This window comes from Streptomyces sp. NPDC047841, assembly GCF_040704085.1.
In the GTDB taxonomy this organism is placed as follows: Bacteria; Actinomycetota; Actinomycetes; order Streptomycetales; family Streptomycetaceae; genus Streptomyces; species Streptomyces argyrophylli.
The window spans coordinates 191,015-208,611 of the sequence record NZ_JBEYRP010000012.1; the positions used below are offsets into that span (position 1 = coordinate 191,015).

20 protein-coding genes are annotated in these 17,597 nt (G+C 71.4%); 11 read left to right on the top strand and 9 right to left on the bottom strand.

Annotated features, from left to right (window positions below; translation table 11 throughout):
* Window positions 1–125: 125 nt before the first annotated feature.
* On the bottom strand, window positions 126–1,091 hold the full coding sequence (locus AB0947_RS21620) for a quinone oxidoreductase (RefSeq protein ID WP_030992977.1): 966 nt from the start codon (window positions 1,089–1,091) through the stop codon (window positions 126–128).
* Between the two features lie 283 nt (window positions 1,092–1,374).
* Complete coding sequence (locus AB0947_RS21625) at window positions 1,375–2,598, bottom strand: NADP-dependent malic enzyme (RefSeq protein ID WP_366751962.1); 1,224 nt, start codon at window positions 2,596–2,598, stop codon at window positions 1,375–1,377.
* 563 nt (window positions 2,599–3,161) lie between these two features.
* On the opposite strand from AB0947_RS21625, the gene AB0947_RS21630 reads away from it, so the two are divergent.
* Genes AB0947_RS21630 through AB0947_RS21640 form a run of 3 tightly spaced genes read left to right on the top strand, consistent with a single transcriptional unit; the run spans window position 3,162 to window position 5,896 of the window.
* Entirely contained in the window at window positions 3,162–4,121 is a 960-nt protein-coding gene (locus AB0947_RS21630) for an ABC transporter substrate-binding protein (RefSeq protein ID WP_366751963.1), read from the top strand.
* A gap of 36 nt (window positions 4,122–4,157) precedes the next feature.
* A complete protein-coding gene (locus AB0947_RS21635; protein WP_366751964.1) occupies window positions 4,158–5,093 on the top strand; it encodes an amino acid ABC transporter permease in 936 nt (311 codons plus the stop codon).
* 50 nt (window positions 5,094–5,143) lie between these two features.
* Window positions 5,144–5,896, top strand: coding sequence for an amino acid ABC transporter ATP-binding protein (locus AB0947_RS21640; RefSeq protein ID WP_366752078.1), 753 nt, complete (start codon window positions 5,144–5,146; stop codon window positions 5,894–5,896).
* 164 nt (window positions 5,897–6,060) lie between these two features.
* Here the strand turns inward: AB0947_RS21640 and AB0947_RS21645 are convergent, their stop codons facing one another.
* A complete protein-coding gene (locus tag AB0947_RS21645; protein ID WP_366751965.1) occupies window positions 6,061–6,819 on the bottom strand; it encodes a class I SAM-dependent methyltransferase in 759 nt (252 codons plus the stop codon).
* Between the two features lie 101 nt (window positions 6,820–6,920).
* Here AB0947_RS21645 and AB0947_RS21650 point away from each other — a divergent pair, with 101 nt between their 5' ends.
* On the top strand, window positions 6,921–7,550 hold the full coding sequence (locus tag AB0947_RS21650) for a CGNR zinc finger domain-containing protein (RefSeq protein ID WP_132788601.1): 630 nt from the start codon (window positions 6,921–6,923) through the stop codon (window positions 7,548–7,550).
* Here AB0947_RS21650 and sodX read toward each other — a convergent pair.
* Complete coding sequence (gene sodX / locus AB0947_RS21655) at window positions 7,454–7,888, bottom strand: nickel-type superoxide dismutase maturation protease (RefSeq protein WP_366752079.1); 435 nt, start codon at window positions 7,886–7,888, stop codon at window positions 7,454–7,456. The genes AB0947_RS21650 and sodX overlap by 97 nt on opposite strands.
* 145 nt (window positions 7,889–8,033) lie before the next feature.
* Here sodX and sodN point away from each other — a divergent pair, with 145 nt between their 5' ends.
* The 3 genes from sodN to AB0947_RS21670 all read left to right on the top strand — a co-directional run bounded on the left by sodN (window position 8,034) and on the right by AB0947_RS21670 (window position 9,435).
* On the top strand, window positions 8,034–8,429 hold the full coding sequence (sodN, locus tag AB0947_RS21660) for a superoxide dismutase, Ni (RefSeq protein ID WP_046418451.1): 396 nt from the start codon (window positions 8,034–8,036) through the stop codon (window positions 8,427–8,429).
* A gap of 152 nt (window positions 8,430–8,581) precedes the next feature.
* Window positions 8,582–8,983, top strand: coding sequence for a helix-turn-helix transcriptional regulator (locus AB0947_RS21665; RefSeq protein WP_014674927.1), 402 nt, complete (start codon window positions 8,582–8,584; stop codon window positions 8,981–8,983).
* A gap of 35 nt (window positions 8,984–9,018) precedes the next feature.
* Complete coding sequence (locus tag AB0947_RS21670; RefSeq protein ID WP_366751966.1) at window positions 9,019–9,435, top strand: VOC family protein; 417 nt, start codon at window positions 9,019–9,021, stop codon at window positions 9,433–9,435.
* A 66-nt stretch (window positions 9,436–9,501) separates the two neighbouring features.
* Here AB0947_RS21670 and AB0947_RS21675 read toward each other — a convergent pair whose 3' ends face one another.
* The 4 genes from AB0947_RS21675 to AB0947_RS21690 all read right to left on the bottom strand — a co-directional run bounded on the left by AB0947_RS21675 (window position 9,502) and on the right by AB0947_RS21690 (window position 13,034).
* The gene (locus AB0947_RS21675) at window positions 9,502–9,876 is read right to left on the bottom strand and encodes a DUF952 domain-containing protein (RefSeq protein ID WP_366751967.1); all 375 of its coding nucleotides are present in this window, start codon (window positions 9,874–9,876) and stop codon (window positions 9,502–9,504) included.
* 36 nt (window positions 9,877–9,912) lie between these two features.
* Entirely contained in the window at window positions 9,913–10,167 is a 255-nt protein-coding gene (locus AB0947_RS21680; protein ID WP_366751968.1) for a hypothetical protein, read from the bottom strand.
* Between the two features lie 202 nt (window positions 10,168–10,369).
* Window positions 10,370–11,515 (bottom strand): family 2 encapsulin nanocompartment cargo protein polyprenyl transferase, encoded by a 1,146-nt coding sequence (locus AB0947_RS21685; protein ID WP_366751969.1) that lies wholly within the window; start codon window positions 11,513–11,515, stop codon window positions 10,370–10,372.
* Between the two features lie 112 nt (window positions 11,516–11,627).
* Window positions 11,628–13,034, bottom strand: coding sequence for a family 2B encapsulin nanocompartment shell protein (locus AB0947_RS21690; RefSeq protein WP_366751970.1), 1,407 nt, complete (start codon window positions 13,032–13,034; stop codon window positions 11,628–11,630).
* 298 nt (window positions 13,035–13,332) lie between these two features.
* Between AB0947_RS21690 and AB0947_RS21695 the strand changes: the two genes are divergently transcribed.
* Entirely contained in the window at window positions 13,333–13,926 is a 594-nt protein-coding gene (locus AB0947_RS21695; RefSeq protein WP_366751971.1) for an N-acetylmuramoyl-L-alanine amidase, read from the top strand.
* Window positions 13,927–14,040: 114 nt separating this feature from the next.
* On the top strand, window positions 14,041–14,961 hold the full coding sequence (locus tag AB0947_RS21700; RefSeq protein ID WP_366751972.1) for a pyridoxal-phosphate dependent enzyme: 921 nt from the start codon (window positions 14,041–14,043) through the stop codon (window positions 14,959–14,961).
* Here the strand turns inward: AB0947_RS21700 and AB0947_RS21705 are convergent.
* Window positions 14,958–16,541, bottom strand: coding sequence for a Na+/H+ antiporter (locus AB0947_RS21705; protein WP_366751973.1), 1,584 nt, complete (start codon window positions 16,539–16,541; stop codon window positions 14,958–14,960). The two genes, AB0947_RS21700 and AB0947_RS21705, sit on opposite strands and share 4 nt — an antisense overlap.
* 61 nt (window positions 16,542–16,602) lie before the next feature.
* Between AB0947_RS21705 and AB0947_RS21710 the strand changes: the two genes are divergently transcribed.
* Together AB0947_RS21710 and AB0947_RS21715 are read left to right on the top strand one after the other, a co-directional pair.
* Entirely contained in the window at window positions 16,603–16,863 is a 261-nt protein-coding gene (locus AB0947_RS21710) for a UBP-type zinc finger domain-containing protein (RefSeq protein WP_132788589.1), read from the top strand.
* Window positions 16,864–17,170: 307 nt separating this feature from the next.
* Complete coding sequence (locus AB0947_RS21715) at window positions 17,171–17,587, top strand: anti-sigma regulatory factor (RefSeq protein ID WP_171152933.1); 417 nt, start codon at window positions 17,171–17,173, stop codon at window positions 17,585–17,587.
* Window positions 17,588–17,597: the final 10 nt, after the last annotated feature.

A 17,597-nucleotide genomic window follows, 5' to 3' on the forward strand; every position in this document is an offset into this window, starting at 1 on the left:
CAATCTAGGTTGACACCCCGCAGGTGTCAACCTCAGTTGACAGTCGCGCCGCAGAAAAGGCGGGCCCGACATCCCGGACCCGCCTCTCGGCTCCTCGGCGCGACAGCCCGACGGCCCGCCGAGCCTCAGGAGTTGGTCAGCACGATCTTCCCGAACTGCTCCCCGGAAGCCAGCCGTTCGAAGCCCTCCCGGGCCCGGTCCAGCGGCAGCTCCTCGTCGATGACGGGCCGCACCCCCGTCGCGGCGCAGAAGGCGAGCAGGTCCTCCAGTTCGTCCTTGGTGCCCATGGTGGAGCCGACGACCTTCAGTTCGAGGAAGAAGATCCGGGTCAGCTCGGCGTGCGAGGGCCGGTCCCCGCTGGTGGCACCGGAGATGACGAGCGTCCCGCCGGGCCGCAGGGACTTCACGGAGTGGGACCAGGTGGCGGCGCCCACGGTCTCGATGACGGCGTCCACCCGCTGCGGCAGCCGCGCCCCGGGCTCCACGGCCTCCACCGCGCCCAGCTCCAGGGCCCGCTTCCGCTTGGCCTCGTCCCGGCTGGTGGCGAAGACCCGCAGCCCGGCGGCCTTGCCGAGGACGATCGCGGCCGTGGCGACACCGCCGCCCGCGCCCTGCACGAGGACCGAGTCACCGGGCCGTACCCCGGCGTTGGTGAACAGCATCCGGTACGCCGTCAGCCAGGCGGTCGGCAGACAGGCCGCCTCGGCGAACGACAGTTCCTTCGGCTTGGGCAGGATGTTCCAGGTCGGCACGGCGACCTGTTCGGCGAAGGTGCCCTGGTACCGCTCGGTGAGGATGGAGCGCGGCTCGTCGGGGCCGACGCCGTGGCCGGTCTGGCCGATGACGGAGTGCAGGACGACCTCGTTGCCGTCCGCGTCGACCCCGGCGGCGTCGCAGCCGAGGATCATGGGAAGCCGGTCCTCCGGGAGGCCGACGCCCCGCAGGGACCAGAGGTCGTGGTGATTGAGGGAAGCGGCCCGCACCGTGACGGTGCTCCAGCCGGGACGGGCCTCGGGAGCCGGGCGCTCCCCCAACTCGAGGCCGGTGAGCGGCTGGTCGCGGTCGATTCGGGCGGCGTAGACAGCGAACATGCTGCCGACGATAGGTGCGCGGTGCGGCCGGCGGAACCAGGACCCCCTGTGACACATGCCCTCTTGCGCGACGGCACCCGTGCGGAGCATGACCACCGGCACCCCGGACGGCACCGTCCGGCACCCTCGGGACGCACGGGCGCCGCACCGGAGGAACGGCCCCGTCCACACGGACGGGGCCGTTCAGCACCACCCGGCGCCGCGAAGCACTGCCCGGCACCGCGAAGCCCCGGTCGGCACCACGCGCTCCGCTCAGCAGTACACCGCGCCGCTCAGCGCGACGTCACCGGCGAGCCACACCCTCGGCGCGCGCGGCGGCGGCGACCGCCGCCGTGACGGCGGGAGCGACCCGCTCGTCGAACGGGGACGGGATCACGTAGTCGGCGGCGAGATCGTCACCGACCACCGAGGCCAGCGCCTCGGCGGCGGCGATCTTCATCCCTTCGGTGATCCGCGTGGCCCGCACCTGGAGCGCGCCCGCGAAGATCCCGGGGAAGGCCAGCACGTTGTTGATCTGGTTCGGGAAGTCCGAACGCCCGGTGGCGACGACCGCGGCGTACTTGTGCGCCACGTCGGGGTGCACCTCCGGGTCCGGGTTGGCCATCGCGAACACGAAGGCGCCCTCGGCCATGGAGGCGACGGCCTCCTCGGGCACCGTACCTCCGGAGACGCCGATGAAGACGTCGGCGCCCGCGAGGGCGTCCTCCAGCGAGCCGGTGACGCCGGCCTTGTTCGTGAAGCCGGCCAGTTCGCGCTTGACCGGGGTCAGGTCCTCCCGGCCGGCCGACACGACGCCCTTGCGGTCGGCCACCGCCACGTCGCCGATGCCGGCCTCGACCAGCATCCGTGCGATGGCGACACCGGCCGCGCCGGCGCCGGAGATGACGGCCCGCAGCTGACCGATCTCGCGCCCGCTGAGCCGCGCCGCGTTGCGCAGCGCCGCGAGCGTCACGACGGCCGTGCCGTGCTGGTCGTCGTGGAAGACCGGGATGTCCAGGCGTTCCTGGAGCCGGCGCTCGATCTCGAAGCACCGCGGCGCCGAGATGTCCTCCAGGTTCACTCCGCCGAAGGAGGGAGCGAGCCGGACGACGGTCTCGACGATGTCGTCCACGTCGGTGCAGTCGAGCGCGATCGGCACCGCGTCGACACCACCGAACTGCTTGAACAGGATCGCCTTGCCCTCCATCACGGGGAGGGAGGCCTGGGGACCGATGTCCCCGAGTCCGAGCACGGCCGTGCCGTCGGTGACGACGGCGACCACGTTGGACTTCCATGTGTAGTCGTTGACCAGCTCCGGCGTTTCCGCGATCGCGGTGCACACGCGAGCGACGCCGGGCGTGTACGCGAGGGAAAGGTCGTCCTTGTCGCGGACCGGCACGGTGGCCTGCACGGCCATCTTGCCGCCGCGGTGCAGCGCGAACGCCGGATCGAAGGAATCGAGGGGCTCGGCCCCGCCGTCCTGGTCCGTTGTGCCGTCGCTGCGAGGATTGACGATCTCCGCTGCCACTTTGTTTTACCCCTTAGGTATGCATGGTTTGAGGGTCGACCACTCCTGGTGAGGGGTGGGCGGGCACCGCGTACGGCTCGATTGCGGATACGTACGAGCTCCTACGCGACGGGCGCGCCGCACACGCGCCCTGAGCCCCGGATGAGGGGTGTAAAGAACCTTCTTACCGGACGGACGGCGCCCGCGACGAGTCCATTAGGTGCAAGGTCACATCGCGGAACCGGAAGACGACACGCGGATGACGCGCGACCGGCGGACCGGAATGGCCCGAAAACACCCAAGGCCGACCGATGGGGCGGCGGGAGTGACCGCATCCTGAGACACGCTGAAGATTTTGCGGCCGGAGCGCTGGATTCCCGCAGATGGTTCGGTGGTGATGGACCAAGGATGTACCGACCTGATGCGGTTCGGGGATCACCCGTTATCCGATTTTGACATGGCGACGCCCTCGAATGGCGCAGACCGAATGGCAAGATGCCGTAAACCCACGAGGTCGCGACACCCGAAGGTGTGTGTTTCCGTCGACCCATCGGCACCTCTTCCCATCCGCCGGAGGAACCACGATGACCGCAAGCTCCACCCGTCGTACGACCGCAGCGCGCTCCCGTCTGGCCGCGGCCGGTGCGATCGCGGTCGCAGGGGCCCTGCTGATCACCGGCTGCGGTGACCAGACCAAGGACAAGAACGAGAACTCCGGCAGCGCTTCCGCCGGCAGCGCCCCGCTCGCCGACAAGCTCCCCCAGGACATCCGGACCAAGGGCACGATCAGGGTCGGTTCGGACATCGCGTACGCGCCGGTGGAGTACAAGGACTCCGCCGGCAAGGTCGTCGGACTGGACCCCGACCTGGCGGCGGCCCTCGGCAAGCAGCTCGGGGTGACCTTCGACTTCCAGAACGGCACCTTCGACGCCCTGCTCACCGGTCTGCGCTCGGACCGCTACGACATCGCCATGTCGGCCATGACGGACAACAAGAACCGTCAGGAGGGCGTCGACCCGGACACCGGCAAGAAGGTCGGCGAGGGCGTCGACTTCGTCGACTACCTGACCGCCGGTGTCTCCATATACACCCGCAAGGGCGACACCAAGGGCATCACGTCCTGGGACGACCTGTGCGGCAAGAAGCTCGCCGTCCAGCGCGGCACCACCTCGGAGGACCTGGCCAAGGAGCAGGCCAAGAAGTGTCCGGGCGGCAAGAAGCTGGCCATCGAGGCCTTCGACGACAACCAGCAGGCCCAGACCCGGCTGCGCTCCGGCGGCGCGGACGCCGTGTCCGCGGACTTCCCGGTGGCGGCGTACGCGGTGAAGACCTCCGGCGGCGGCAAGGACTTCGAGATCGTCGGCGACCAGGTCGAGGCGGCGCCGTACGGCATCGCGGTCTCCAAGAAGGAGACCCAGCTGCGCGACGCGCTCAAGGCGGCGATGGACGCGATCATCAAGAACGGCGAGTACCAGCAGATCCTCTCGAAGTGGGGCGCGCAAGACGGCGCCGTCAAGGAGTCCGTGGTCAACGGCGGCAAGTGACCCGCGGCGGCAAGCGGCCACTGAGAGGCAATTCCCGTGACTGACATCGACAAGAAGGCGGGGCCGGTGGACACGCCCCCGGCCGGCGCGGAGGCCATCAAGGCCATCCCGGTCCGGCACTACGGACGTTACGTCTCCGCCGTCATCGCGATCGCGCTCCTCGTCGCGATCATCTACGCGTTCGGCCAGGGCCGGATCAACTGGCACGCGGTGCCGGACTACTTCTTCGACGACCGCATCCTCACCGGTGTCGGCAAGACCCTCCTGCTGACGGTGCTGTCGATGCTGATCGGCATCGTCGGCGGCATCGTCCTCGCGGTGATGCGGCTGTCGAAGAACCCGGTGACCTCGTCCATCGCCTGGTTCTACATCTGGTTCTTCCGCGGCACCCCGGTCCTGGTCCAGCTCTTCCTCTGGTTCAACCTGGGCCTGGTCTTCGAGTACATCAACCTGATGCCGTTCTACAAGGACTACTGGTCGAACTTCATGACGCCGCTGCTGACGGCGCTGCTCGGCCTGGGTCTGAACGAGGCGGCGTACATGGCCGAGATCTGCCGGGCGGGCCTGCTCGCGGTGGACGAGGGCCAGACCGAGGCGGCCCACGCGCTGGGCATGAGCCACGGCAAGACGCTGCGCCGGGTGGTCATCCCGCAGGCGATGCGCGTGATCGTGCCGCCGACGGGCAACGAAGTGATCAACATGCTGAAGACGACCTCGCTCGTGGCGGCCGTCCAGTATCCCGAGCTGTTCCGCTACGCCCAGGACATCGGCCAGAACTCCGGTGCCCCGGTGGAGATGTACTTCCTCGCCGCGGCCTGGTACCTGATCATGACTTCGGTGCTGAGCGTCGGCCAGTACTACATCGAGCGGTACTACGCCCGCGGCTCCAGCCGCCAGCTGCCGCCGACGCCGTGGCAGAAGGTGAGGACCAACATGCTCTCCCTGGGCCGGCCCAAGGGGGGCATGGCATGAGCGACAAGCTGAACAAGGATCAGGGCACCCCGGCCGAGGGCGCCGTCCCGATGGTCAAGGCGCAGGACGTCCACAAGTCCTTCGGCCATGTCGAGGTGCTCAAGGGCATCGACCTGGAGGTCAGGCCGGGCGAGGTGTTCTGCCTCATCGGCCCCTCCGGCTCCGGCAAGTCGACCTTCCTGCGGTGCATCAACCACCTGGAGAAGATCAACGCCGGGCGGCTGTACGTCGACGGCGAGCTGGTCGGCTACCGCCAGCAGGGCGACAAGCTGTACGAGCTGCGCGACCGCGAGGTCGCGATGAAGCGCCGGGACATCGGCATGGTCTTCCAGCGCTTCAACCTGTTCCCGCACATGACGGCCGTGGAGAACGTCATGGAGGCGCCGGTGCAGGTCAAGGGCGCGAACCGGGCGCAGGCCAGGGAACGCGCCATGCAGCTGCTGGAGCGCGTGGGCCTGGCCGACCGGGCCGGGCACTACCCCTCGCAGCTCTCCGGCGGCCAGCAGCAGCGCGTGGCGATCGCCCGGGCGCTGGCGATGGACCCGAAGCTGATGCTGTTCGACGAGCCGACCTCGGCCCTGGACCCGGAGCTGGTCGGTGACGTCCTGGACGTCATGCGGGACCTCGCCGAGTCCGGCATGACCATGGTCGTCGTCACCCACGAGATGGGCTTCGCCCGCGAGGTGGGCGACAGCCTGGTGTTCATGGACGACGGCGTGGTGGTGGAATCCGGCCACCCGCGGGACGTCCTGACGAACCCGCAGCACGAGCGGACGCAGTCGTTCCTGTCCAAGGTGCTCTGAGGCTGCCGCTCGGGGGCGGGTGCGCCGAGACGGGTGCGGGTCCGGTCCTCGCGGCGCCCGCCCCCGGCGAAGGCGTGCGAGAGGAAGGGGCGGTACGAGTTCTCGTGCCGCCCCTTGCGCGTGCCGCCTCGCGCCTGCCCCCCCTCGCGCCTGCCGCGCGCCGGCTATTTGACGGCGAGGAGCAGCGTGTCCGAGGGCGAGCACCACACCGGCCGGGCCTCGGTGAAGCCCTGGGCGAGCAGGGTGCGCGCGTGCCACGCCGCCGACGGCGTGTCGCCGTCCGCGTGTTCGCCGTAGATCTCGAAGCGGCGGGCGGTCGGTTCGGCGAGGACCGGGTCCTGGGCGGCCAGCCGCCACCAGTCGGCCCAGTCCACGGCGCCGTCCCGCTTGGCCTGATCCATGCGGGCGTGGCGCTGGGCGCGCTCGGCCGCGTTGATCCGGGGCGTGGTGTCGTCGATCATGTGGTCCGCGTTCATGAAGACACCGCCGTCGCGGACCAGCCCCGCGACCCGACCGTAGAGGGCCGCGAGGGGTTCGCTGTGCAGCCAGTGGAGGGCCGTGGCGGTCAGTACGGCGTCGTAGGAGTCGTACGGCAGCCCGGCCGGCCAGTCGGGGTCCTTCAGGTCGGCGGTCACCAGCGTGACCCGGTCGTCGCCGGCGAAGGTGCCGCGGGCTATGGCGAGCAGCGCGGGGTCGAGGTCGACGCCGGTGCTGGTGGCGTCGGGGAAGCGGCGCAGCAGCCGGGCGGTGATGCTGCCGGTGCCGCACGCGAGGTCCAGCACGCGGGGGGCCGTGCCCACGAGGGCCTCGACCATGTCGAGCATGATCCGGAACCGTTCCTCACGGTCCGGCATGTACCACTCCTGCTGCCGGTCCCAGCTCTCCTGCCAAGCCGCACAGTCGGTCCCGGTACTCGTCGTCATGGAACCCCGACTCCCCTCGGTTCGCGTAATACCCTGGAAGCACGACCGGCTGTTACCCCGACCGCAGACTCGACGATAAAGCGCCTCCGTAAGGACTACAAGTGGAACTGGCCTATTACTCGGATTACGCCGTACGTCTCGTCAACAGCGAGGAACCGGCCCGGGGCAGGGACACCCTGACCACGGTCGAGGCCGTCCGCGATCTCTTCGGCGACAACGCGTCGGCGGCCCGCCGCGCCACCGACGCCGACGTCACGCGCTTCCGCTCGGTCCGGGCGCGGCTGCGCGGGGTCTTCGAGGCCGCCGACCAGGGCGACGAGACCCTGGCCGTGGACCTGCTGAACTCCCTGCTGCTGGAGTTCCCGGTCAGCCCGCAGATCTCCGGGCACGACCACCGCGACGAGGACGGCCGCCCGCTGTGGCACATGCACCTGGCCGACCACCCGTCCAACGCCACCGCCGGCTACGCGGCGATCGCGGCGATGGGCCTGGCCTTCCACCTCACCGAGTACGGCGTCGACCGGCTCGGCCTGTGCGAGGCCGCCCCGTGCCGCAACGCCTACCTGGACACCTCGACCAACCGCTCCCGCCGCTACTGCTCGGACCGCTGCGCCACCCGCGCCAACGTCGCCGCCTACCGCGCCCGCAAGCGCCTGGAGGCCGACCGGTCGGGCAGCAGCGGCCTCGCCGCCGAGAGCGCCCAGCGCAGCAGCGCGAGCGGCGAGCGCTGACCGGCCGGCGGCGGACGGAAGCGGAACCTGGCCGTCCCGAGGATCAGCTCCTCGGGCACGACCCCGTAGTCCGTGCTGTCCCCGCCCGCGTACGGGTTGTCGCCGAGCACCCACCAGCCGCCCTCGCGCCGCTCCGCGGCCCGCTTGACGACGAGCAGGTCCTGCTGGAACGGATGGCGCAGGACCACGACGTCCCCGGGCCTGACCACCCCTCCGTACCGCACCAGCAACTGGTCCCCGTGGTGCAGCGTGGGCACCATGGACGGGCCGGTCACCTCGGCCAGTCCGAAGGGCGCCCCGGCCCTCCCCCGTTCGGTCTCCTGCGACAGCTCCGGCATCCCCGGCACCTCCCCGGTCCGTTCCTCCACCAGTCTCAGTCTCACCCTGGACTTTTGTCCTAAGCCCTAGGGGGCACCCGAGAAATCGCCTTCCACAGGGAGTAATGTCGCACCTGAGAAGACGATCACGAGGAAGGAATGCTCCATGCTTTCCCGCCTGTTTGCCCCCAAGGTCAAGGTCAGCGCCCACTGCGACCTGCCCTGCGGCGTGTACGACCCGGCCCAGGCCCGCATCGAGGCGGAGTCGGTGAAGGCCGTCCAGGAGAAGATGGCCGGTAACGACGACCCCCACTTCCAGGCGCGCGCCACCATCATCAAGGAGCAGCGCGCGGAGCTGGCCAAGCACCACGTCTCCGTGCTCTGGAGCGACTACTTCAAGGCCCCGCACTTCGAGAAGTACCCGGAGCTGCACCAGCTCGTCAACGACACCCTGAAGGCCCTCTCGGCCGCCAAGGCGTCCACCGACCCGGCCACGGGCCAGAAGGCGCTGGACTACATCGCCCAGATCGACAAGATCTTCTGGGAGACCAAGAAGGCCTGAGCTCGTCCCGCGCCTTCTGACCCGCGGTTCCCCGGACCGCGGCACCTCCCCGGCCCGCACCCGGCCCGCAGTCCGCCGTCCACGGCGTCCTCGCGGACCGGGTGCGGTCTTTTCCCCGCACTCCGTGACGCGGTCCGTGCGAAGCTGGGCGGGTGACCGCCCTGGAGGACCTGAGACGGCTGCGGCGCGTGCGCGACCGCATGGACCGCGAGTACGCCGAGCCGCTCGACATGACCGAGCTGGCCCGTGACGCCCTCATGTCCCCGGGCCACTTCCAGCGCAGCTTCCGCAAGGCGTTCGGGGAGACGCCGTACGGCTACCTGATGACCCGGCGGATCGAGCGGGCCAAGGCCCTGCTGCGCCGGGGCGACCTCAGCGTGACCGAGGTGTGCCTCGCCGTCGGCTGCACCTCGCTCGGTTCCTTCAGCTCCCGGTTCACCGAGCTGGTCGGCGAGACGCCGAGCGCCTACCGCGCCCGCGACCACGAGGAGACCGCGGCGATCCCGCCCTGTGTGGCCCGCAGACTGACCCGGCCGCGCCGCCGCCCGTACTGAGGCGCGATCCCGCCCCCCGGTTCTAGGGTGGGTCCATGGACGTGAAACTCGCGCAGTGTTTCCTCGCCGTGGACGACCACGACAAGGCCATCGCCTTCTACCGCGATGTGCTCGGCCTGGAGATCCGCAACGACGTGGGCTTCGAGGGGATGCGCTGGGTGACCCTGGGCTCCCCGCTCCAGCCGGACGTGGAGATCGTCCTGGAGCCGCCGGACGCGAGCCCGGACGCCTCCCCCGCCGACAAGCAGGCGCTCAACGAACTCCTCGCCAAGGGCCTGCTGCGCGGCGTCATCTTCACCACGCCCGACTGCGACGCGCTGTACGCGCGGGTCCGCGAGTCCGGCGCCGACGTCCTCCAGGAGCCGATGGACCAGCCGTACGGGGTGCGCGACTGCGCCTTCCGCGACCCGGCCGGCAACCAGCTCCGCTTCATCGAACGTCCCACGCGCTGACCCCACCCGCCGGCTCCGCGCCGACGCCGCCCGCTGAACGGTACGGGCACCGCGACCGTCGGTGTGTCAGTGGTCCGCCTTCCCCGCCTGCCGCTCCGGCCCACCGTCCCGCTCCCACGGCTCCACGTCCACCACCGCCTCGCACGGTACGGGCCCGTACACGTGCGGGAACTCCTCCCCGCCCGGCTCGGCGGACTCGTACCTCACCGGAGCGCCGACCCGCGCCGGGTCCACGACCAGCACGACCAGCTCGTCCGGGCCGTCGTAGCCGCCGTAGAGGAAGTCGGCGATGCGCGGGAGCTGCTCACGGGTGGAGAAGTGGAGGAAGCCCTCGTCCTGGAGGGTGCGGCCCCTGGTGGACATCTCGTAGGCGCCGCGCTCACGCGCCGCCTCCCACAGGGAGCGCTCGGTGATGTGCAGGATGTACGGCAGTTTCGGCATGCGCCCACGCTACGGCGCCCCCCGCCTCCCGGGCGCTCAGACGTCGCGGTTCCCGGTGCCCGACGCCGACGGGCCCCGCGGACCGCTGCCGCCGCCCGGCCGGGCCTGCGCACCGCCGGAACGCTCCTGCCCGGCGGCCCGGGTGCCGGTCTCGTCGTACGTCGCGCAGCCGGGGTTCCGGCAGGGCCCGGGGCCCCAGACCGGTACCCAGGCGCCCAGGGTCTTGTGCCGCTTGACGACCGTTTCCACGGGCTGTCCGCAGACGGGACAGGCGTGGTCCTCGCTGTCCATGCCCTCAGCGTAGAGCGGTGGCGCCCTCGGCGCCCCTTCCCGCGACGGCCCCGACGTCCGTGGGGAAGGATCGGCGGCCCCAGCACACCGTCCGGGGTGTGCGGGGGCCGCCTGGCCGGAGCCTCCCGATGACCGCACGGGGTCAGGAGCCGCACGGGCCCGGGGGCTCCGGGTTCTGCTCGGCCGCCGGGACGGGCGGCCCTCAGCTGGTGCGCCGGGTCACGAACTCGGCGAGCGCCAGCAGACCGCCCGCCGCCGCCGGATCGGGGACCGCGCGGGCCAGCTCCTGCATGGCCCGGGCCATCCGGTCTGCTGCCTCGGCCTGCGCCCAGTCCCGGCCGCCGGCCCGCTCCACCGCCAGCGCCGTACGCGCGATCTCCCCGGCCTCCGCCTCCTCCTCGCGGTACGGCGTCCCGTACAGCGCGGCGAGCTCGGCCGCCGCCGGGGTGCCGGAGGTGAGCGCCGCCACCACCGGCAGGGACTTCTTGCGGGCGGCGAGATCCGCGCCGGCCGGCTTGCCGGTGTGCCGCGGGTCGCCCCATATGCCGATGACGTCGTCGATGAGCTGGAAGGCGAGCCCGGCCTGCCGGCCGAAGCCGTCGAGCGCGGCCACCTCCTCCTCACCCGCGCCCGCGTACAGCGCGCCGAGCGCGCAGGCACAGCCCAGCAGGGCGCCGGTCTTGGCCTCGGCCATCGCGAGCACCTCGTCCAGGGTGACCGCGTCCGGCGCGCACCGCTCCAGATCGGTGTCGGCGTGCTGGCCCTCGCACAGCTCCACGACACAGGCCGCGAGCCGGGCCGCGGCCGGCACGGAGGCCGGGTGCGGATCCTCGGCGAGCAGCCGCAGGGCCAGCGCCTGGAGGGCGTCCCCGGCGAGGATCGCGTCGGCGTCGCCGAACACGGTCCACGCCGTCGGCCGGTGGCGGCGGGTGGTGTCCCGGTCCATCACGTCGTCGTGCAACAGCGTGAAGTTGTGGACCAGTTCGACCGCCGCCGCCGCCCGGACGGCCGCCCCCCGGGCCGCCGGACCGCCGAGCGCGGCGGCGGCCGCCAGCACGAGCGCGGGTCTGATCGCCTTGCCCGCGTTGCCCGCCGTCGGGGTGCCGTCGGCGTGCTGCCAGCCGAAGTGGTAGCTCGCGATCCGGCACATGGAGGCGGGCAGCGATCCCACGGCCGCGCGCAGCTCCGGGTCGACCAGCTTCCGGGCGCGCTCCAGCTGGGCCGCCGCCTCGTGCCCTTCGAGCGGACCGGCGCCGCCGCCCCCGGCCTTCTGCGGTGGCTCCCCCGGGGTGCCGGGACGCGGCACCCCGGAGGAACGCTGTTCGGTCTCCGTCATGAACTCGGCCATGCCTCCCCCTCACCAGGACCGCGGAGTACGTCGTCACCGGCCCGGCCGGACGCGTACCCCGAGGGCCTACCCGCCCCGGAGGGCGGGGACACGGCCGCGACGTGCGGAAACGTCACCTCCATCGGCCGATCTCGACGTTCTCCAGCACGCCGAGCGCGTCGGGCACCAGGACCGCGGCCGAGTAGTACGCCGTCACCAGGTACTTGATGATGGCCTGCTCGTTGATGCCCATGAACCGGACGGACAGGCTCGGCTCGATCTCGTCCGGGATGCCGGACTGCCTGAGGCCGATGACGCCCTGGTCGGCCTCGCCGGTACGCATGGCGATGATCGAGGTCGTACGGGCCTCGCTGATCGGGATCTTGTTGCACGGGTAGATCGGCACGCCGCGCCAGGTGGGGATGCGGTTGCCGGCGATGTCGATGGTCTCCGGGACCAGTCCCCGCTTGTTCAGCTCGCGCCCGATCGCGGCGATGGCGCGCGGGTGGGCGAGCAGGAGCTTGGTGCCGCGGCGGCGGCTGAGCAGCTCGTCCAGGTCGTCCGGGCTCGGCACGCCGTCGTGCGGCTGGATCCGCTGGTCGTACTCGCAGTTGCTGAGCAGACCGAACTCCGGGTTGTTCACCAGCTCGTGCTCCTGGCGCTCCTTCAGCGCCTCGACCGTGAGCCGCAGCTGCTGCTCGGTCTGGTTCATCGGCTGGTTGTAGAGGTCGGCCACGCGCGAGTGGATGCGCAGCACGGTCTGGGCGATGCTCAGTTCGTACTCGCGCGGCCGCGGCTCGTAGTCCACGAAGGTGTGCGGGATGTCGGGCTCGCCGGAGTGGCCGGCCGCCAGCTCGACCTCCTTCTCCCCGTACTTGTTGGTCCGCTGCGCGGGGATCGAGCGCAGCCGTTCCAGGTGCGCGCGCAGCGAGTCGGAGCGTTCCGCGACCTGCTGGAAGTCCTGGCGGCTGAGGATCAGCACCGTGGTCGAGGTGTCCGCGCGGACGGTGTACTCCCAGATCGCCTCCGGGTCGACCAGCGCCTGGTCGCCGAAGTAGGCGCCGTCGGCGAGGACACCGAGGACGGCGTCGTCGCCGTAGGGACCCGTGCTGACCTTCTCCACCCGGCCGTGGGCGAGCAGGTAGACCTCGTCCGCCTGGTTGCCGAAGTCGGCGATCACCTCGCCGGGCGCGAAGTCGCGCTGCCGGCAGCGGCGGGCCAGTTCGGACAGCACCTCCTCGTCCTGGTACGACCGCAGGGCCGGCAGCTCGCCCAGCTCGTTCGGGATGACCTCCACCTGGTTGCCGGTCTTCACGAAGGTGATCCGGCCGTCGCCGACGGCGTACGTCAGACGCCGGTTCACCCGGTACGTGCCGCCCTGGACGTCCACCCAGGGAAGCGTGCGCAGCAGCCAGCGGGAGCTGATCTCCTGCATCTGCGGAACGGACTTGGTGGTGGTGGCCAGGTTCCGCGCGGCCGCCGTCCCGAGGGACTGCTGCGGCCTGCCCTGATCCGTGCGGACCTCTTCGCCTACCGACATAGAGAAATGCCCTCCCATGTATGCCCGGTACCGAAGTGCGCCGGGCACCGGTCTCGCATCGAGCGTCCCAGCACAGTGCGTGTACGCGCCATTACCCGAAAGAGCGGGAATGGATCATCGGATTAGTGGGCACGGTGGGGGGCCTCGCCGCGGCCCGCGGGGCATGCCCCGTCTGTCCGGATCGGCTCGCACACCATACGAACGATGTGTCACGGGACGTCCGGTTTCGGTAGAAGCGGGCAGGACATCCCGTGGCCGCGACCGGCGGCCGCACGGGCACGGCACGAAGGAGTCGGGCATGGCCCCACCCATGTCGGCGAGCGGTTTCCTGGACGCGCTCAGGGCGGAGGGCGTCACGGTCGTCGAGGTCGGCGACTGGCGGAACCACAACCGCAATCACAAGGGCCCCTGGGGGCCGGTCCACGGCGTGATGATCCACCACACGGTGACCAGGGGCGGTGCGCGCACGGTGGAGCTGTGCCGGGACGGTCACCCGGACCTGCCGGGGCCGCTGTGCCACGGTGTGATCACCAAGGACGGCACGGTCCACCTGGTCGGCTACGGCCGCGCCAACCACGCCGGCCTCGGGGACGACGAGGTGCTGCGCGCGGTGATCGCCGAGAAGGGGCTGCCGCCGGACAACGAGGCGAACACCGACGGCAACCGGCACTTCTACGGCTTCGAGTGCGAGAACCTCGGCGACGGGGAGGATCCCTGGCCGGACGCACAGCTGGAGGCGGTCGAACGGGTCGCCGCCGCGGTGTGCCGGCACCACGGGTGGACGGAACGGTCGGTCATCGGCCACCGCGAGTGGCAGCCGGGGAAGGTGGATCCCCGGGGCTTCGAGATGTCCTGGCTGCGGGAGCGGGTGCGGGAACGGCTGAAGGACTAGGTGTGCCGTCCGGGGTTGGTGACGCGGCTGGCTGGTGGTCGGCCGCCGATGCCGGTGTGGGGTCGGTGGGCGGCCCCGCCCCCGCCCGGCCGCCGTACCGGCGACAATGAAGCCGTGACCAGCCCCGGCCCGCTCAGCCCCCGCCTCCCCTCGCCCCTGCACGAGGTGCGGGACGCCCGGTTCGAGCGCCGCGGGCTCCGGCTGCTGCTCAAGCGGGACGACCTCGTCCACCCGCAGTTGATCGGCAACAAGTGGCGCAAGCTGGTGCCCAACATCGCGGCGGCCCGGGGTCGCGCCCTGGTCACCTTCGGCGGGGCCTACTCCAACCACCTGCGGGCCACCGCCGCCGCGGGCCGCCTGCTGGGCCTGCCGACCACGGGCGTGGTCCGCGGCCACGAACTGGCCGGCCGCCCCCTCAACCCGTCCCTGGCCCGGTGCGCGGCCGACGGCATGCGGCTGCACTTCATCGACAGATCGACATATCGCCGCAAGACCGAGCCGGAGACCCTGGCCCGGATCCTGCGCGCGGCCGGCGCCGAGGACGCGTACGTCGTGCCCGAGGGCGGCAGCAACGCCGAGGCGGTACGCGGCTGCCGCGCCCTCGGCACGGAGCTGCGCGGCCGGGCCGACGTCGTCGCGGTCGCCTGCGGCACCGGCGGCACCCTCGCCGGCCTCGCCGCCGGACTCGCGGCCGGCCAGCGCGCGCTCGGCGTACCGGTCCTCAAGGGCGGCTTCCTCGGGGCCGACGTACAGGCGTTGCAGGAACGTGCCTTCGGCGCCCGCAGCGGCACCTGGTCCCTGGACGACCGCTTCCACTGCGGCGGTTACGCCCGGACGACACCGGGACTGGAGGCGTTCGCACAGGACTTCGAACAGCGGCACGGGCTGGCCGTGGAGCGTCTCTATGTCGCCAAGTTGCTGTTCGGACTGGCCGCCCTGGCGGAGGAGGACGCCTTCGCGCGCGGGACGACGATCGCCGCCGTCGTCACCGGACGGCCGTTCCCGGAACCCGCGCCGGCCGCCCCGGAGCGCTAACCGGCCTCCCGGTAGGCCGCCGCCTCCTCCAGGTCCAGGCGTCTGAGCAGGGCGCGCAGCATCTCGTCGTCGATGTAGCGCAGGTCGCGGAGCCTGACGAAGACCTCGCGCTCGGCGCCGATCATCTCGCGGGACAGCCGCCGGTAGGTGTCGTCGACGGACTCGCCGGTGATCGGGTTGACCTGCCCGAGGCGTTCCCAGACGGCGTTGCGGCGGCGCTCCAGGACCATGCGGAGCCGGTCGGCGAGGGGCTCGGGCAGCGTGTTGCGCTCGTCGGCGAGGAGTTCGTCGAGCCGGGCCTCGGCGGCCCGGGAGGCCTGGGCCTGGGCGTTGGCCTCGGCGAGCGTCTCGGCCTGCCGGTCGCGGCCGGGGAACTTCAGCAGCCGGATCAGCGGCGGCAGCGTCACGCCCTGCACGACGAGGGTGCCGATGACGGTGGTGAAGGTCAGGAAGAGGATCAGGTTGCGCGGACCGGCGGGCATGGCCGGCGGGACGGCGAAGGCGATGGCCAGGGAGACGACACCGCGCATGCCGGCCCACGAGGTGACCATCGCACCCCGCCAGGTGGGGTTCTGTTCGCGCTGCGCGACACGCTTCGACAGGACGCGGGGCAGGAAGGTGGCCGGGTAGACCCAGACGAACCGGGCCACCACCACGACCAGGAAGACGGCGACCGCGTACCAGGCGGCGGAGACGCCCTCGTACTCCCCGAGCCGTTTCAGGACGATCGGCAGCTGCAGGCCGATCAGGGCGAACACCGCGGACTCCAGTACGAAGGCGACCATCTTCCACACCGCGCCCTCCTGGAGGCGGGTGGCGAAGTCGACCTCCCACGCGCGGTGGCCGAGGTAGAGGGCGACGACCACCACCGCGAGCACCCCGGAGGCGTGCGCCTGCTCGGCGACCCCGTAGGCGACGAACGGGATGAGCAGGGAGAGCGTGTTCTGCAGGAGGGGCTCGGTCAGGTGGGTGCGCAGCCAGTGCAGGGGCGCCATGAGGACCAGACCGATCCCGACACCGCCGACCGCGGCGAGCGCGAACTCACGGATGCCGCCCGCCCAGGTGGCCCCCTCCCCGACGGCGGCGCCGAGCGCCACCTTGTAGGCGGTGATCGCCGTGGCGTCGTTCAGCAGGGACTCGCCCTGGAGGACGGTGGTGATCCGGGACGGCAGGCCCACCCGGCGCGCGACCGCCGTGGCGGCGACCGCGTCCGGCGGTGCCACCACCGCGCCCAGCACCAGCGCGGCGGTCAGCGAAAGACCGGGGATGATCATGTACGCGGCCCAGCCGACCACGACGGTCGCGAAGAGCACGTATCCGACCGAGAGCAGCGCCACCGGCCGCATCTGCGCCCGCAGGCCGAGGTAGGAGCTGTCGCTCGCCGACGTGTACAGCAGCGGGGGCAGCAGCAGCGGCAGGACGATGTGCGGATCGAGGGTGTAGGACGGCACGCCCGGGATGTAGGAGACCGCCAGACCGACCGCGACCAGCAGCAGGGGCGCCGGCGCCGGGGTGCGCCGCGCCGCCGCGGCCACCACGGCACTGCCCGCCACCAGCAACAGCAGCGGCATCACGTCCATGGTCCTCGCCCACCCTCATCTTTCGCGCGGCAACCCGCACAACCGTCGTAATCTGGCAATCATGAAACAGTGCACGCACGCCGACGCGCTGCCGCACCCCGAACCGGAGCCGCTCGACGAGACCTGTCCGGAGTGCCTGCGGGACGGCACGAACCCGGTCCAGCTGCGACTGTGCCTCACCTGCGGCCACGTCGGCTGCTGCGATTCCTCGCCGGGACGGCACGCGACGGAGCACCACGCGCAGTCCGGTCACCCGGTGATGCGGACGTTCGAGCCCGGCGAGGACTGGCGGTGGTGCTTCGTGGACCACGTACTCGTCTGAGCGTTCTCCCCCGGAGCGTCCCGTCCGACCGCGTTCTCGTGTGACACTGCATGCGGCGGCTGCCGCACGACGGTTCGAGCGTCTGACGTCTGGGTACGTCAACCCGGCGCGCGCTCTTCCCATTTGGGCCCGCGAACCCCCTAGACACGGAGCGTATCCACAGCTTTACTGTGAGTGACGCCAGGGGGTTGGGGTCCCGGGGACAGAAACGTTCGGAGCGCGATAGCGTCACCGCTTGAACCACTCACGCGTTACCCCGGGGGGCGACCCTCGGCCCCGTAAAGCTTGTACCACCATGGAGGTGAGGGTGTCCCAGATCGCAGGCGAGCCCGCGTCGAACCAGGACTTCGTGGAAGTCCGGCTGCCGGCTGCGGGTGCCTACCTGTCGGTGCTGCGGACGGCCACGGCCGGTCTCGCGGCCCGCTTGGACTTCACCCTGGACGAGATCGAGGACCTGCGCATCGCCGTGGACGAGGCCTGCGCGATCCTGCTCCAGCAAGCCGTGCCCGGCTCGGTGCTCAGCTGTGTCTTCCGGCTCGTCGACGACTCGCTGGAAGTCACGGTGTCGGCGCCGACCACGGACGGCCACGCCCCCTCGCGGGACACTTTCGCCTGGACCGTGCTGTCGGCCCTCGCGGGCAAGGTCTCGTCCGCCGTGGACGAGGACAAGACGGTGTCGATCAGTCTCTACAAACAGCGTGGCGCCGGCCCCGGGCCGGCGTGAGGAACGGGGA